Source organism: Pseudomonas sp. B21-036, assembly GCF_024748925.1.
GTDB classification, from domain to species: Bacteria; Pseudomonadota; Gammaproteobacteria; order Pseudomonadales; family Pseudomonadaceae; genus Aquipseudomonas; species Aquipseudomonas palmensis.
The window spans coordinates 5,070,199-5,083,916 of the sequence record NZ_CP087178.1; the positions used below are offsets into that span (position 1 = coordinate 5,070,199).

Annotated in this window: 17 protein-coding genes; 1 reads left to right on the forward strand and 16 read right to left on the reverse strand. The window is 59.5% G+C overall.

The features are described 5' to 3' along the window. Position 1 precedes the first annotated feature (1 nt). The gene (locus LOY33_RS23095) at positions 2–1,396 is read right to left on the reverse strand and encodes an MFS transporter (protein ID WP_054916437.1); all 1,395 of its coding nucleotides are present in this window, start codon (positions 1,394–1,396) and stop codon (positions 2–4) included. A 129-nt stretch (positions 1,397–1,525) separates the two neighbouring features. Here LOY33_RS23095 and uvrA point away from each other — a divergent pair, with 129 nt between their 5' ends. Beyond that, positions 1,526–4,360 carry an excinuclease ABC subunit UvrA gene (gene uvrA / locus LOY33_RS23100; RefSeq protein ID WP_043861920.1) on the forward strand — a complete coding sequence of 945 codons (2,835 nt, stop codon included), beginning with the start codon at positions 1,526–1,528 and terminating at the stop codon, positions 4,358–4,360. Positions 4,361–4,459: 99 nt separating this feature from the next. On the opposite strand, the gene bfr is transcribed toward uvrA, so the two are convergent. From bfr to rpsH, 15 genes are all read right to left on the reverse strand, one after another. Next, on the reverse strand, positions 4,460–4,924 hold the full coding sequence (bfr, locus tag LOY33_RS23105) for a bacterioferritin (RefSeq protein ID WP_043861921.1): 465 nt from the start codon (positions 4,922–4,924) through the stop codon (positions 4,460–4,462). 155 nt (positions 4,925–5,079) lie between these two features. Continuing rightward, entirely contained in the window at positions 5,080–6,528 is a 1,449-nt protein-coding gene (locus LOY33_RS23110; protein ID WP_258660223.1) for a catalase, read from the reverse strand. A gap of 175 nt (positions 6,529–6,703) precedes the next feature. Continuing rightward, positions 6,704–7,090 carry a 50S ribosomal protein L17 gene (gene rplQ, locus LOY33_RS23115; protein WP_002555463.1) on the reverse strand — a complete coding sequence of 129 codons (387 nt, stop codon included), beginning with the start codon at positions 7,088–7,090 and terminating at the stop codon, positions 6,704–6,706. A 43-nt stretch (positions 7,091–7,133) separates the two neighbouring features. Further along, positions 7,134–8,135 carry a DNA-directed RNA polymerase subunit alpha gene (locus tag LOY33_RS23120; RefSeq protein ID WP_003186012.1) on the reverse strand — a complete coding sequence of 334 codons (1,002 nt, stop codon included), beginning with the start codon at positions 8,133–8,135 and terminating at the stop codon, positions 7,134–7,136. Between the two features lie 22 nt (positions 8,136–8,157). Then, positions 8,158–8,778, reverse strand: a complete 621-nt coding sequence (rpsD, locus tag LOY33_RS23125; protein WP_043861923.1) for a 30S ribosomal protein S4 — start codon at positions 8,776–8,778, stop codon at positions 8,158–8,160. 15 nt (positions 8,779–8,793) lie between these two features. After that, positions 8,794–9,183, reverse strand: a complete 390-nt coding sequence (rpsK, locus tag LOY33_RS23130) for a 30S ribosomal protein S11 (RefSeq protein ID WP_002555466.1) — start codon at positions 9,181–9,183, stop codon at positions 8,794–8,796. A 30-nt stretch (positions 9,184–9,213) separates the two neighbouring features. Then, entirely contained in the window at positions 9,214–9,570 is a 357-nt protein-coding gene (gene rpsM, locus LOY33_RS23135; RefSeq protein ID WP_043861924.1) for a 30S ribosomal protein S13, read from the reverse strand. A gap of 131 nt (positions 9,571–9,701) precedes the next feature. After that, positions 9,702–9,818 carry a 50S ribosomal protein L36 gene (gene rpmJ / locus LOY33_RS23140; RefSeq protein WP_002555468.1) on the reverse strand — a complete coding sequence of 39 codons (117 nt, stop codon included), beginning with the start codon at positions 9,816–9,818 and terminating at the stop codon, positions 9,702–9,704. A gap of 28 nt (positions 9,819–9,846) precedes the next feature. Continuing rightward, positions 9,847–11,178, reverse strand: a complete 1,332-nt coding sequence (gene secY, locus LOY33_RS23145) for a preprotein translocase subunit SecY (protein WP_043861925.1) — start codon at positions 11,176–11,178, stop codon at positions 9,847–9,849. Beyond that, complete coding sequence (gene rplO / locus LOY33_RS23150; protein ID WP_010220318.1) at positions 11,179–11,613, reverse strand: 50S ribosomal protein L15; 435 nt, start codon at positions 11,611–11,613, stop codon at positions 11,179–11,181. It lies immediately after the preceding gene. A gap of 3 nt (positions 11,614–11,616) precedes the next feature. Next, positions 11,617–11,793, reverse strand: a complete 177-nt coding sequence (gene rpmD / locus LOY33_RS23155) for a 50S ribosomal protein L30 (protein ID WP_010220317.1) — start codon at positions 11,791–11,793, stop codon at positions 11,617–11,619. Between the two features lie 2 nt (positions 11,794–11,795). Continuing rightward, a complete protein-coding gene (gene rpsE / locus LOY33_RS23160) occupies positions 11,796–12,296 on the reverse strand; it encodes a 30S ribosomal protein S5 (RefSeq protein ID WP_043861926.1) in 501 nt (166 codons plus the stop codon). Between the two features lie 3 nt (positions 12,297–12,299). Next, positions 12,300–12,650, reverse strand: coding sequence for a 50S ribosomal protein L18 (gene rplR / locus LOY33_RS23165; RefSeq protein WP_043861927.1), 351 nt, complete (start codon positions 12,648–12,650; stop codon positions 12,300–12,302). Between the two features lie 10 nt (positions 12,651–12,660). Continuing rightward, entirely contained in the window at positions 12,661–13,194 is a 534-nt protein-coding gene (gene rplF / locus LOY33_RS23170) for a 50S ribosomal protein L6 (RefSeq protein ID WP_043861928.1), read from the reverse strand. 12 nt (positions 13,195–13,206) lie between these two features. Next, a complete protein-coding gene (gene rpsH, locus LOY33_RS23175) occupies positions 13,207–13,599 on the reverse strand; it encodes a 30S ribosomal protein S8 (protein ID WP_010220313.1) in 393 nt (130 codons plus the stop codon). Between the last annotated feature and the right edge of the window lie 119 nt (positions 13,600–13,718).

Here is a 13,718-nt window from a genome sequence, read left to right on the forward strand (position 1 = left end):
CCTAGGCTTGGCACGCCGCGGGCGCCGGGTTTACCAGCAGCTCCAGGGCCGTACGATCCAAAATTTGTGTATCCAGTTTGATATAGATGGCGGCTTCCTCTGCCACCACCACTGCGTCGGTCACACCCGGCACGGCCTTGAGGCGCTCGGTCAAGCCCGCTTCGCGCATCGCTTCTGGCGACAACGGCAAGCGCAGGCTCGTCACGTAAGGTGGTTCGCGCATAGTAACAGCTATGGCCAACCAAAGGGCACAGAGGCCTGCGCACCCCAGGAAAACCACGCTCAAGCCGCCATGCTGGAACAACCAGCCACCCATGATCCCGCCCAGCGCCGCCCCCAGGAACTGGCTGGTGGAATACACCCCCATCGCCGTGCCCTTGCCACCGGCCGGCGACACCTTGCTGATCAGCGAAGGCAACGAGGCTTCGAGCAGGTTGAAGGCGGTGAAGAAGATCACCGTGCCGATCACCAGTGACTGCAGGCTGTTGCCCAGCTCCCAGAAAAACAGCTCTGTGAGCATGAGCACACTGACCGCGCCCAGCAGGACACGTTTCATCTTGCGCTTTTTTTCACCGTAGATGATGAACGGAATCATTGCGAAGAATGAAACCAGCAAGGCGGTGAGGTAGACCCACCAGTGCTCCTCTTTCGGCAACCCGCCACGCTCCACGAACGCCAGCGGCAAGGCGACGAAGCTGGCCATGAGGATGGCGTGCAGCACGAAGATGCCGACGTCCAGGCGCAGCAGGTCGGGGTGACGCAGTGTCGGCCCCAGGGCCTGCTTGGCCACGCCCGACTCGCGGTGCGCCAGCGGGCCGTTGGAGGCCGGCACCACGAAGGCGATCAGGCCGATGCCCACCACCGCCATCGCCGCGGTGGCCAGGAACAACCCCGACAGGCCGAAGGCCCGCGTTACCAGAGGCCCCACGACCATCGCCACGGCGAACGACAGGCCGATGCTCATGCCGATCATGGCCATGGCCTTGGTGCGGTGCTGTTCGCGGGTGAGGTCCGAGAGCAACGCCATGACTGCCGCGGAGATGGCGCCCGCACCCTGCAGGATGCGCCCGGCGATCACGCCCCAGATCGAGTCGGCCTGCGCTGCCAGCACGCTGCCCAGGGCAAAGATCACCAGCCCCAGGTAGATCACCGGCCGACGGCCGATGCGGTCGGAAATGACCCCGAACGGAATCTGCAATACGGCCTGGGTCAGGCCATAGGCACCGATGGCCAGGCCGATGAGCGCCGGCGTGGCGCCCGCCAGGTCCATGCCATAGGTGGCCAGTACCGGCAGCACCATGAACATGCCCAGCATACGGAAGGCGAACACCAGGGCCAGGCCGCCTGCGGCGCGGGTCTCGCTGCCGCTCATGCGTTCGCTGTGGGGATCGTGCATGGATAAACCTCGTGTGAACCGGCGGCGATTCTACCAGTCGGATCGGTTAACGGCATATACGCGACGCTTTGCCGCGTGGTGGCAGCGCGCCGTATACTCCTCCGTTTATGCCCGCCAAGCGAGGCCGCAGTGGACAAGATCCTGATACGTGGGGCACGTACCCACAACCTTAAGAACATCGACCTGACCCTGCCCCGGGACAAACTGATCGTCATCACCGGTCTGTCCGGGTCCGGCAAGTCATCGCTGGCGTTCGACACCCTCTACGCCGAAGGCCAGCGTCGCTACGTGGAATCGCTGTCGGCGTATGCCCGCCAGTTCCTGTCGATGATGGAAAAGCCAGACGTCGACACCATCGAGGGGCTGTCGCCGGCCATCTCGATCGAGCAGAAGTCGACCTCGCACAACCCGCGCTCGACCGTGGGCACCATCACCGAGATCTACGATTACCTGCGCCTGCTGTATGCCCGTGTGGGCACCCCACGCTGCCCCGACCACGACATCCCGCTCGAAGCCCAGACTGTCAGCCAGATGGTCGACCTGGTGCTGGCCCAGCCCGAGGGCAGCAAGCTGATGCTGCTGGCTCCGGTGATTCGCGAGCGCAAGGGCGAGCACCTGGCGGTGTTCGAAGAGCTGCGTGCCCAGGGCTTCGTGCGCGCCCGGGTCAACGGCAAGCTGTACGAGCTGGACGAGTTGCCCAAGCTCGACAAGCAGAAGAAGCACAGCATCGATGTGGTGGTCGACCGCTTCAAGGTGCGCGACGACCTGCAGCAGCGCCTGGCCGAATCGTTCGAGACGGCCCTTAAGCTGGCCGATGGCATCGCCCTGGTGGCGCCGATGGACGACGAGCCGGGTGAAGAGATGATCTTCTCGGCGCGCTTCGCCTGCCCGATCTGCGGCCACGCGATCAGCGAGCTGGAGCCCAAGCTGTTCTCCTTCAACAACCCGGCCGGCGCCTGCCCGACCTGCGACGGCCTGGGCGTGAAGCAGTTCTTCGACATCAAGCGCCTGGTCAACGGCGAGCTGACCCTGGCCGAGGGCGCGATTCGCGGCTGGGACCGGCGCAATGTGTATTACTTCCAGATGCTCGGCTCGCTGGCCGCGCATTACGGGTTCAGCCTGGAGGTGCCGTTCAACGAGCTGCCGGCCGACCAGCAGAAGGTGATCCTGAACGGCAGTGGCAAGCACAACGTCGACTTCAAGTACCTCAACGACCGGGGCGATATCGTCAAGCGCTCGCACCCCTTCGAGGGCATCGTGCCGAACCTGGAGCGGCGCTACCGCGAGACCGAATCGGCCACCGTGCGTGAAGAGCTGGCCAAGTTCCTCAGCACCCAGCCCTGCCCCGACTGCCGCGGCACCCGCCTGCGCCGCGAGGCGCGCCATGTGTGGGTGGGCGAGAAGACCCTGCCGGCGGTTACCAACCTGCCGATCGGCGATGCCAGCGACTACTTCGGCGGCCTCAAGCTGACCGGGCGCCGTGGCGAGATCGCCGACAAGATCCTCAAGGAAATCTGCGAACGCCTGCAGTTTCTGGTGAACGTGGGCCTGGACTACCTGACGCTGGATCGCAGCGCCGATACCCTGTCGGGCGGCGAGGCCCAGCGTATCCGCCTGGCCAGCCAGATCGGCGCCGGCCTGGTGGGGGTGATGTACATTCTCGACGAGCCATCCATCGGCCTGCACCAGCGCGACAACGATCGCCTGCTGGGCACCCTCAACCACCTGCGCGACATCGGCAACACGGTGATCGTGGTGGAGCACGACGAGGACGCCATCCGCATGGCCGACTACGTGGTGGATATCGGCCCGGGCGCGGGCGTGCATGGCGGCCAGATCGTGGCCGAGGGCACCCCGGCCGAGGTGATGGCGCACCCGGACTCGCTGACCGGCAAGTACCTGTCGGGCCGCGTGAAGATCGCCGTGCCGGCCAAGCGCACCCCGCGCAACAAGAAGCTGTCGCTCAAACTCAAGGGCGCACGCGGCAACAACCTGCAGAACGTCGACCTGGAGATCCCGATCGGCCTGCTGACCTGCGTGACCGGCGTGTCCGGTTCGGGCAAGTCGACGCTGATCAACAACACCCTGTTCCCACTGGCGGCAACCGCGCTCAACGGTGCCAGCACGCTGGAAGCTGCGGCCCACGACAGCTGCGATGGCCTGCAGCACCTGGACAAGGTGGTGGACATCGACCAGAGCCCGATCGGGCGTACACCGCGCTCCAACCCGGCGACCTACACCGGGCTGTTCACGCCGATCCGCGAGCTGTTCAGCGGCGTGCCGGAGTCGCGCTCGCGCGGCTACGGGCCGGGGCGTTTCTCGTTCAACGTCAAGGGCGGGCGCTGCGAGGCGTGCCAGGGCGATGGCCTGATCAAGGTCGAGATGCACTTCCTGCCCGACATCTACGTGCCGTGCGACGTGTGCAAGAGCAAGCGCTACAACCGCGAAACGCTGGAGATCAAGTACAAGGGCAAGAACATCCACGAGGTGCTGGAAATGACCATCGAGGAAGCCCGCGAGTTCTTCGATGCGGTGCCGGCACTGGCGCGCAAACTGCAGACGCTGATGGACGTGGGCCTGTCGTACATCAAGCTGGGCCAGTCGGCGACCACGCTGTCCGGTGGTGAGGCGCAGCGGGTCAAGCTGTCACGCGAGCTGTCCAAGCGCGATACCGGCAAGACGCTGTACATCCTCGATGAGCCGACCACTGGCCTGCACTTTGCCGATATCCAGCAACTGCTGGACGTGCTGCATCGCCTGCGTGACCACGGCAACACCGTGGTGGTGATCGAGCACAACCTGGACGTGATCAAGACCGCCGACTGGCTGGTGGACCTTGGGCCGGAAGGCGGCTCCAAGGGCGGACAGATCATCGCCTGCGGCACGCCGGAGGAGCTGGCCGAGATGAAGCAGTCGCACACGGGGTATTACCTCAAGCCGCTGCTGGCGCGCGACCGGGCCTGAACTGCAGGAGCCGGCCTTGCCGGCTCCTGCACAGCGGCATGCGGGCACAAAAAAAGGCCATCGGGTACGCCCCGATGGCCTTTTTCGTTGCGCGGCGGATTACATCTGCGATTGCAGGTAGTTCTCCAGGCCCAGCGACTTGATCAGACCCTGCTGCTTCTCCAGCCAGTAGGTGTGATCTTCTTCGGTGTCGGCCAACTGCACACGCAGGATGTCACGGCTGACGTAGTCCTTGTGCAGCTCGCACAGCTCGATGCCTTTGCACAGCGCAGCGCGCACCTTGTACTCAAGGCGCAGGTCGGCGGCGATCATCTCGGGCACGGTGGTGCCGATGTCCAGGTCGTCCGGGCGCATGCGCGGGGTGCCTTCGAGCATGAGAATGCGGCGCATCAGGGCGTCGGCGTGTTGTGCCTCTTCTTCCATCTCGTGGTTGATACGCTCGTAGAGCTTGCTGAAGCCCCAGTCTTCGTACATGCGCGAGTGGATGAAGTATTGGTCACGTGCCGCCAGTTCGCCCGTCAGCAACGTGTTGAGATAATCGATTACGTCCGGGTGACCTTGCATTGCCCTGACTCTCCCTGTGTGAAAGCCATAGTTTGAACCAGGATGACTGTAAGGTCACTGCAAATTGCGCTAAAACCGCTAAAAAAGTGGGTAAACAGTAGTCAATTGCATTGAAAAACCGCCCAGATGAGGGCGGTTCTTCTTATCACTTCGACTTAGGCCAGATTGAGACCCAATGCCTTTGCGATTCCCCCTCCGTAGGCCGGATCGGCCTTGAAGAAGTGCTGCAGCTGACGCTCCACGACATCGCGCGAGACGCTGGCCATGGTGCCGGCGATGTTGGCGATCAGCAGGGCCTTCTGCTCATCGTTCATCAGGCGGAACAGCGCACCGGCATGGCTGTAGTAGTCGGTGTCTTCACGATGATCGTAACGGTCTGCTGCGCCACCGAGGGCCAGTGCAGGCTCAGCGTACTGCGGGGCCTGCTTGGGTGCGTCGGCGTAGCTGTTGGGCTCGTAGTTGGGCGCCGCGCCGCCGTTGCTGCCAAAGGCCATCGAACCATCGCGCTGGTAGCTGTTCACCGGGCTGCGTGGGGCGTTTACCGGCAGTTGCTGGTGGTTGGTACCCACACGGTAACGGTGAGCGTCTGCGTAGGCGAATACGCGGCCCTGCAGCATGCGGTCTGGCGACAGCCCCACACCGGGGATCATGTTGCTGGGGCCGAACGCGGCCTGCTCGACTTCGGCAAAGTAGTTGAGCGGGTTGCGGTTGAGCTCCAGTTCGCCCACCTCGATCAGCGGATAGTCCTTCTGCGACCAGGTCTTGGTCACGTCGAACGGGTTCTCGGCACGGCTGGCGGCCTCGGCTTCGCTCATTACCTGGATGCACACGCTCCATTTCGGGAAGTCACCGCGCTCGATCGCTTCGAACAGGTCGCGCTGGGCGTAATCCGGGTCGGTACCTGCCAGGCGGGCCGCCTCGGCAGGCACCAGGTTCTTGATGCCCTGCTTGGTCTTGAAGTGCCACTTGACCCAGGTACGCTGGCCCTGTGCGTTGATCAGGCTGTAGGTGTGGCTGCCGAAACCGTGCATGTGACGGTAGCCGTCCGGAATGCCGCGGTCGGAGAACAGGATGGTGACCTGGTGCAGCGATTCGGGCGAATGCGACCAGAAGTCCCACATCATCTGCGGGCTTTTCAGGTTGCTTTGAGGGAGGCGCTTCTGGGTGTGGATGAAGTCCGGGAACTTCAACGGATCACGGATGAAGAACACCGGCGTGTTGTTGCCCACGATGTCCCAGTTGCCTTCCTCGGTGTAGAACTTGAGTGCAAAACCCCGAGGGTCACGCTCGGTATCGGCCGAACCCCGCTCGCCACCCACGGTGGAGAAACGCAGGAAGGTCTCGGTCTGCTTGCCGACGCTGCTGAACAGCTTGGCGCAGGTGTACTGGGTGATATCGCGGCTGACGGTGAACGTGCCATAGGCACCCGACCCCTTGGCGTGTACACGGCGCTCAGGGATGTTCTCGCGGTTGAAGTGCGCAAGCTTTTCAATCAGGTGGAAGTCTTCCAGCAACAACGGACCCCGCGGGCCTGCCGAACGCGAGTTCTGGTTGTCGGCGACCGGCGCGCCACTGGCGGTGGTCAGCGTTTTGTTCTGGCTCATGCACTCTCTCCTTAATCAGACTTTTGCGGCCGGCTAATCGGCGTAGACAGAAGTATCGACCAGGAACATGACACCATCAAATTCATTACATGACTGAGATCAATAGATTATTTCAATTCATGCAGAAACAAAAAACCGGGCACTGGGCCCGGTTCCTTGTTACAGACTGTTCGCCTTACTCAGCAGCTTCAACCGAGCCACCAACAGGACGATCAACCAGCTCGACGTACGCCATAGGTGCGTTATCGCCAGCGCGGAAACCGCACTTGAGGATACGCAGGTAGCCGCCCTGACGGGTGGCATAGCGCTTGCCCAGATCGTTGAACAGCTTACCGACGATTTCTTTCGAACGGGTACGGTCGAAAGCCAGACGACGGTTAGCAACGCTGTCTTCCTTGGCCAAGGTGATCAGCGGCTCGGCAACGCGGCGCAGTTCCTTGGCTTTTGGCAGAGTAGTTTTGATCAGCTCGTGCTCGAACAGCGACACCGCCATGTTCTGGAACATGGCCTTACGGTGAGAGCTGGTACGGCTCAGGTGACGTCCACTTTTACGATGACGCATGGGTTCATTCCTTACCAAACACTACGTTCGGTGATTACGACGATCAGGCAGTCGCCTTGTCGTCCTTCTTAAGACTTGCAGGCGGCCAGTTGTCGAGGCGCATGCCGAGGGACAGACCACGGGAGGCCAGAACGTCCTTGATTTCGGTCAAGGATTTCTTGCCCAGGTTCGGAGTCTTCAACAGTTCTACTTCGGTACGCTGAATCAGGTCACCGATGTAGTAAATGTTCTCCGCCTTAAGGCAGTTGGCCGAACGCACGGTCAATTCCAGATCGTCAACCGGACGAAGCAGGATCGGATCGATCTCGTCTTCCTGTTCGACTACCACTGGTTCGCTGTCACCCTTGAGGTCGACGAATGCAGCCAACTGCTGTTGCAGGATGGTTGCAGCACGACGGATTGCCTCTTCAGGATCCAGAGTACCGTTGGTTTCCAGATCAATAACCAGCTTGTCCAGGTTAGTACGCTGCTCGACACGGGCGTTTTCCACCACGTATGCGATACGGCGAACCGGGCTGAACGAAGAGTCGAGCTGCAAGCGACCAATGCTGCGGCTTTCGTCTTCATCGCTCTGACGCGAATCGGCCGGTTCATAACCACGACCACGAGCTACGGTGAGCTTCATGTTCAAGGCGCCATTGGACGCCAGGTTAGCGATTACGTGATCGGGGTTAACGATCTCGACATCATGATCCAGCTGAATATCGGCAGCGGTAACCACCCCCGAACCCTTCTTCGACAAGGTCAGCGTAACTTCGTCACGACCGTGCAGTTTGATAGCCAGGCCTTTCAGGTTCAACAGGATTTCAATGACGTCTTCCTGAACACCTTCGATGGCGGAGTACTCGTGGAGTACACCGTCGATCTCGGCCTCGACTACTGCACAGCCAGGCATGGAGGACAACAGGATGCGGCGCAGCGCGTTGCCCAGGGTATGGCCAAAACCACGCTCGAGAGGCTCGAGAGTGATTTTAGCGCGGGTTGGACTGACGACCTGCACATCGATGTGGCGGGGCGTCAGGAACTCATTTACCGAAATCTGCATGGATGCACCTATTTTCTAGCCCTTACTTGGAGTAGAGCTCGACAATCAGGCTTTCGTTGATGTCGGCAGACAGATCACTGCGAGCAGGAACGTTCTTGAAAACGCCCGACTTCTTCGCGGTGTCTACATCTACCCACTCAACGCGGCCACGCTGGGCGCACAGTTCAAGGGCTTGAACAATGCGCAGCTGGTTCAGCGACTTCTCGCGAACCGCGACCACGTCACCCGGACGAACTTGGTAGGACGGAACGTTTACAGTCTTGCCGTTAACGCTGATCGCTTTGTGCGAAACCAGCTGACGGGATTCGGCACGAGTAGCGCCAAAGCCCATACGATAAACGACGTTATCCAGACGGCATTCGAGCAGTTGCAGCAGGTTCTCACCAGTAGCGCCCTTCGAGGAGGCCGCTTGCTTGTAGTAACCGCTGAACTGACGCTCGAGCACGCCGTAGATACGACGGACTTTTTGCTTTTCACGCAGCTGGGTGCCGTAGTCGGACTGACGACCACGGCGCTGACCGTGAATACCTGGGGCTGCTTCGATGTTGCACTTCGATTCCAGAGCGCGAACGCCGCTCTTCAGGAACAGATCGGTGCCTTCACGACGAGACAGTTTGCATTTTGGACCAATGTAACGTGCCATTTATCTGTCTCCTGATTACACGCGGCGCTTCTTCGGCGGACGGCACCCGTTATGCGGGATTGGCGTCACGTCGGTGATGCTGGCGATCTTGTAGCCACAGCCGTTCAGAGCACGAACAGCGGACTCACGACCTGGACCTGGACCCTTGACGTTGACGTCGAGGTTCTTCAGACCATATTCCAGCGCAGCTTGACCAGCACGCTCAGCAGCTACTTGAGCAGCGAACGGGGTGGACTTACGGGAACCGCGGAAACCCGAACCGCCGGAGGTAGCCCAGGACAGGGCGTTACCTTGACGATCGGTAATGGTCACGATGGTGTTGTTAAAGGACGCATGGATGTGGGCGATGCCATCAACCACTGTCTTTTTAACTTTTTTACGAGGACGAGCAGCAGGTTTTGCCATGTCTATATTCCTGTCGATTCGCTGGTGCGATTACTTGCGGATCGGCTTACGCGGACCTTTACGGGTACGCGCGTTGGTCTTGGTACGCTGACCGCGTACTGGCAGACCCCGACGATGACGCAGGCCGCGGTAGCAACCCAGGTCCATCAACCGCTTGATTTTCATGTTGATGTCGCGACGCAGGTCACCTTCAGTGGTGAACTTCGCAACTTCGCTACGCAGCTGTTCAATCTGCTCGTCGCTCAGATCTTTGATCTTCACGGCTGGGTTGACCCCAGTGTCTGCACAGATTTTCTGTGCAGTTGTGCGACCGACACCATAGATGTAGGTCAGCGAGATAACAGTGTGCTTGTTATCTGGAATGTTAACGCCTGCAATACGGGCCATTCAGTGGGACTCCAATTGACAGCTACCTACGCCCCGGAAGCCAAGAAATAGGGCGCGAGATAATATCGCTGTAGAAACAAATAATCAACCCAGCAGCGCACTAGCTGCTGGGTTTGAAGCACAGATCACACTCAGCCTTGGCGCTGCTTGTGACGTGGTTCCGCGCTGCAAATCACTCGCACAACACCTTCGCGGCGAATAATTTTGCAGTTACGGCACAGCTTTTTCACCGATGCACGAACTTTCATCACCAACTCCTCGAACCTTAAGGGTCTCTCAGCGCAGCATTCCGCTGCCACCGTAGCCTTTCAGGTTGGCTTTCTTCATCAGGGATTCGTACTGGTGCGAAACGAGGTGCGATTGTACTTGGGACATGAAGTCCATCACAACCACTACCACAATCAGCAACGAGGTCCCGCCAAGGTAGAACGGAACGTTTGCCGCTACCACCAGGAACTGGGGCAACAGACACACGGCCGTCATATAAAGAGCACCGAACATGGTCAAGCGGGTCAGAACGCCATCAATGTAGCGCGCCGACTGCTCGCCTGGACGGATGCCCGGAATAAAGGCACCGGACTTCTTCAGGTTTTCCGCTACGTCTTTCGGATTGAACATCAACGCCGTATAGAAGAAGCAGAAGAAAATAATCCCTGCACTAAACAGCAGAATATTCAACGGCTGACCAGGAGCGATCGACTGCGAGATGTCCTGCAGCCAGCCCATACCTTCAGACTGACCAAACCAGGCACCCAGCGAAGCCGGGAACAGCAAAATGCTGCTTGCGAAGATGGCTGGGATGACCCCGGCCATGTTCACCTTCAGCGGCAAGTGGCTAGTCTGCGCAGCGAAGACCTTGCGGCCCTGCTGACGCTTGGCGTAGTGAACGGCGATTCGACGCTGACCACGCTCAATGAACACCACAAAACCGATAATCGCTACTGCCAGCAAACCGATAGCGACCAGAGCGAAAATGTTGATATCGCCCGTACGTGCAGACTCGAAAGACTGCCCGATTGCTCTCGGAAGACCGGCGACGATACCTGCGAAAATCAACATCGAGATACCGTTGCCTACACCGCGCTCCGTGATTTGCTCACCCAGCCACATCATGAACATCGCACCTGCCACAAACGTGGAGACAGCGACGAAATGGAAGCCAAAGTCAGCAGAAAACGCTACACCCTGACCGGCCAGGCCGATGGACATGCCAACAGCCTGGACCAGCGCCAGGATAACGGTGCCGTAGCGGGTGTACTGGCTGATCTTGCGACGGCCAGCTTCACCTTCCTTCTTCAACTGCTCCAGCTGCGGGCTGACGGCGGTCATCAGCTGCATGATGATCGATGCCGAAATGTACGGCATGATCCCCAGTGCAAAGATGCTCATCCGTTCCAGCGCGCCACCGGAAAACATGTTGAACAAGCTAAGAATGGTCCCCTCATTCTGTCGAAACAGTTCCGCCAGCCGGTCCGGGTTGATGCCTGGAACTGGGATGTGTGCGCCTATCCGATAGACGATGATCGCCAGAAACAGAAAACGCAGACGAGCCCAAAGTTCAGACATCCCGCCTTTACCGAGCGAAGAGAGAGCACCTTGCTTAGCCATTTATTCCTCGAACTTGCCGCCAGCTGCTTCGATAGCCGCACGCGCACCTTTGGTGGCTGCGATACCCTTGATGGTGACCGCGCGAGTAACTTCGCCGGACAGCATGATTTTCACACGCTGTACGTTTTGGTTAATCACGTTGGCATCCTTCAAGGATTGCACGGTGACAACGTCGCCTTCCACTTTGGCCAGCTCGGACAGACGCACTTCTGCGCGGTCCATGGCTTTCAGGGAAACGAAGCCGAATTTCGGCAGACGACGGTGCAGCGGCTGTTGACCGCCTTCAAAGCCTGGAGCGATGGTGCCACCGGAGCGGGAGGTCTGACCTTTGTGGCCGCGGCCACCGGTCTTGCCCAAACCACTACCGATACCACGACCCGGACGATGCTTCTCGCGACGGGAACCCGGCGCTGGACTCAGATCATTGAGTTTCATCGATTAACCCTCGACGCGCAGCATGTAGTAAGCCTTGTTGATCATCCCGCGATTCTCGGGAGTATCCAGGACTTCTACAGTGTGACCGATGCGGCGCAGACCCAGACCCTTAACACACAGTTTGTGGTTAGGGAGACGGCCGGCGGTGCTTTTGATCAGCGTTACTTTGACGGTAGCCATGATCAGCGGATCTCCTCGACGCTCTTGCCGCGCTTGGCAGCAATGGATTCAGGAGATTGCATAGCCTTCAGACCCTTGAAAGTGGCATGAACCACGTTCACTGGGTTGGTCGAGCCGTAGCACTTGGCCAGGACGTTCTGAACGCCAGCAACTTCCAGGACAGCACGCATCGCGCCACCGGCGATGATACCGGTACCGTCGGAAGCAGGCTGCATGTACACCTTCGAAGCGCCGTGGGCGGACTTGGTGGCGTACTGCAGAGTGGTGCCGTTCAGGTCTACCTGAATCATGTTGCGACGGGCAGCTTCCATGGCTTTCTGGATCGCAGCAGGTACTTCGCGCGATTTGCCACGGCCGAAACCAACGCGACCCTTGCCATCACCTACCACGGTCAACGCGGTGAAGGTGAAGATACGGCCGCCTTTTACGGTTTTGGCTACGCGGTTAACTTGAACCAGCTTCTCGATGTAGCCTTCGTCGCGCTTTTGATCGTTATTTGACATAACTTAGAACTCCAGTCCGCCTTCACGAGCACCATCTGCCAGCGCTTTAACGCGGCCGTGGTACTTGAAGCCAGAACGGTCAAAGGCAACTTGAGATACACCGGCGGCTTTCGCGCGCTCAGCTACCAGCTTGCCAACCTTAGTGGCCGCGTCGATGTTGCCAGTGGCGCCATCACGCAGGTCTTTGTCCAAAGTCGAGGCGCTGGCCAGGACTTTGCTGCCGTCGGCCGAAATGACCTGGGCATAGATGTGCTGCGAGGAGCGGAACACGCAGAGACGCACGACTTCGAGTTCGTGCATTTTCAGGCGTGCTTTGCGAGCGCGACGCAGTCGAGTAACTTTTTTGTCGGTCATTTGCTATGCCCTACTTCTTCTTGGCTTCTTTACGACGGACGACTTCGTCCGCGTAACGCACACCCTTGCCTTTGTACGGCTCTGGTGGACGGAAGTCGCGGATTTCAGCGGCCACCTGACCTACCAGCTGCTTGTCGATACCCTTGATCAGGATGTCGGTCTGGCTAGGGGTCTCAGCGGTGATGCCCTCAGGCAGTTCATAATCCACTGGGTGCGAGAAGCCGAGCGCCAGGTTCAGCACGGTGCCCTTGGCTTGCGCCTTGTAACCAACACCGACCAGCTGGAGCTTGCGCTCGAAGCCTTGGCTTACGCCCTGGACCATGTTGTTCACGAGTGCACGGGTAGTGCCGGCCATTGCGCGAGTTTGTTGGTCGCCGTTGCGAGCAGCGAAACGCAGCTCACCAGCTTCTTCAACAACTTCAACGGACGAGTGAACGTTCAGTTCGAGAGTGCCCTTGGCACCCTTCACCGAAAGCTGTTGGCCGACGAATTTGACTTCGACACCGGCTGGCAGCTTAACGGGGTTCTTAGCGACGCGAGACATGCTTATCCCCCCTTAGAACACTGTGCAGAGTACTTCGCCGCCGACACCGGCAGCGCGCGCAGCACGATCAGTCATCACACCTTTGTTGGTGGAGACGATAGACACGCCCAGACCGCCACGTACTTTCGGCAGTTCTTCGACGGACTTGTACTGACGCAGGCCTGGACGACTTACGCGCTTGACTTCCTCGATGACCGGACGGCCTTCGAAGTATTTCAGCTCGATGGACAGCGAAGGTTTGACTTCACTGCTGACCTGATAACCCGCGATGTAACCTTCGTCTTTCAGAACTTTGGCTACAGCCACCTTCAGGGTCGAGGACGGCATGCTTACGACGGACTTTTCAGCCATCTGGGCATTACGGATTCGAGTTAGCATGTCCGCTAACGGGTCCTGCATACTCATGGGCTAGACGCTCCTGATACAAGTAAAATTAGCCTTTCGGCTACTACAGTCACCTGAACACAACGGGCAAAAAACCCGGGCTCAGGTGAGCCGGTCATTCTAGACACATCCCAGAAACG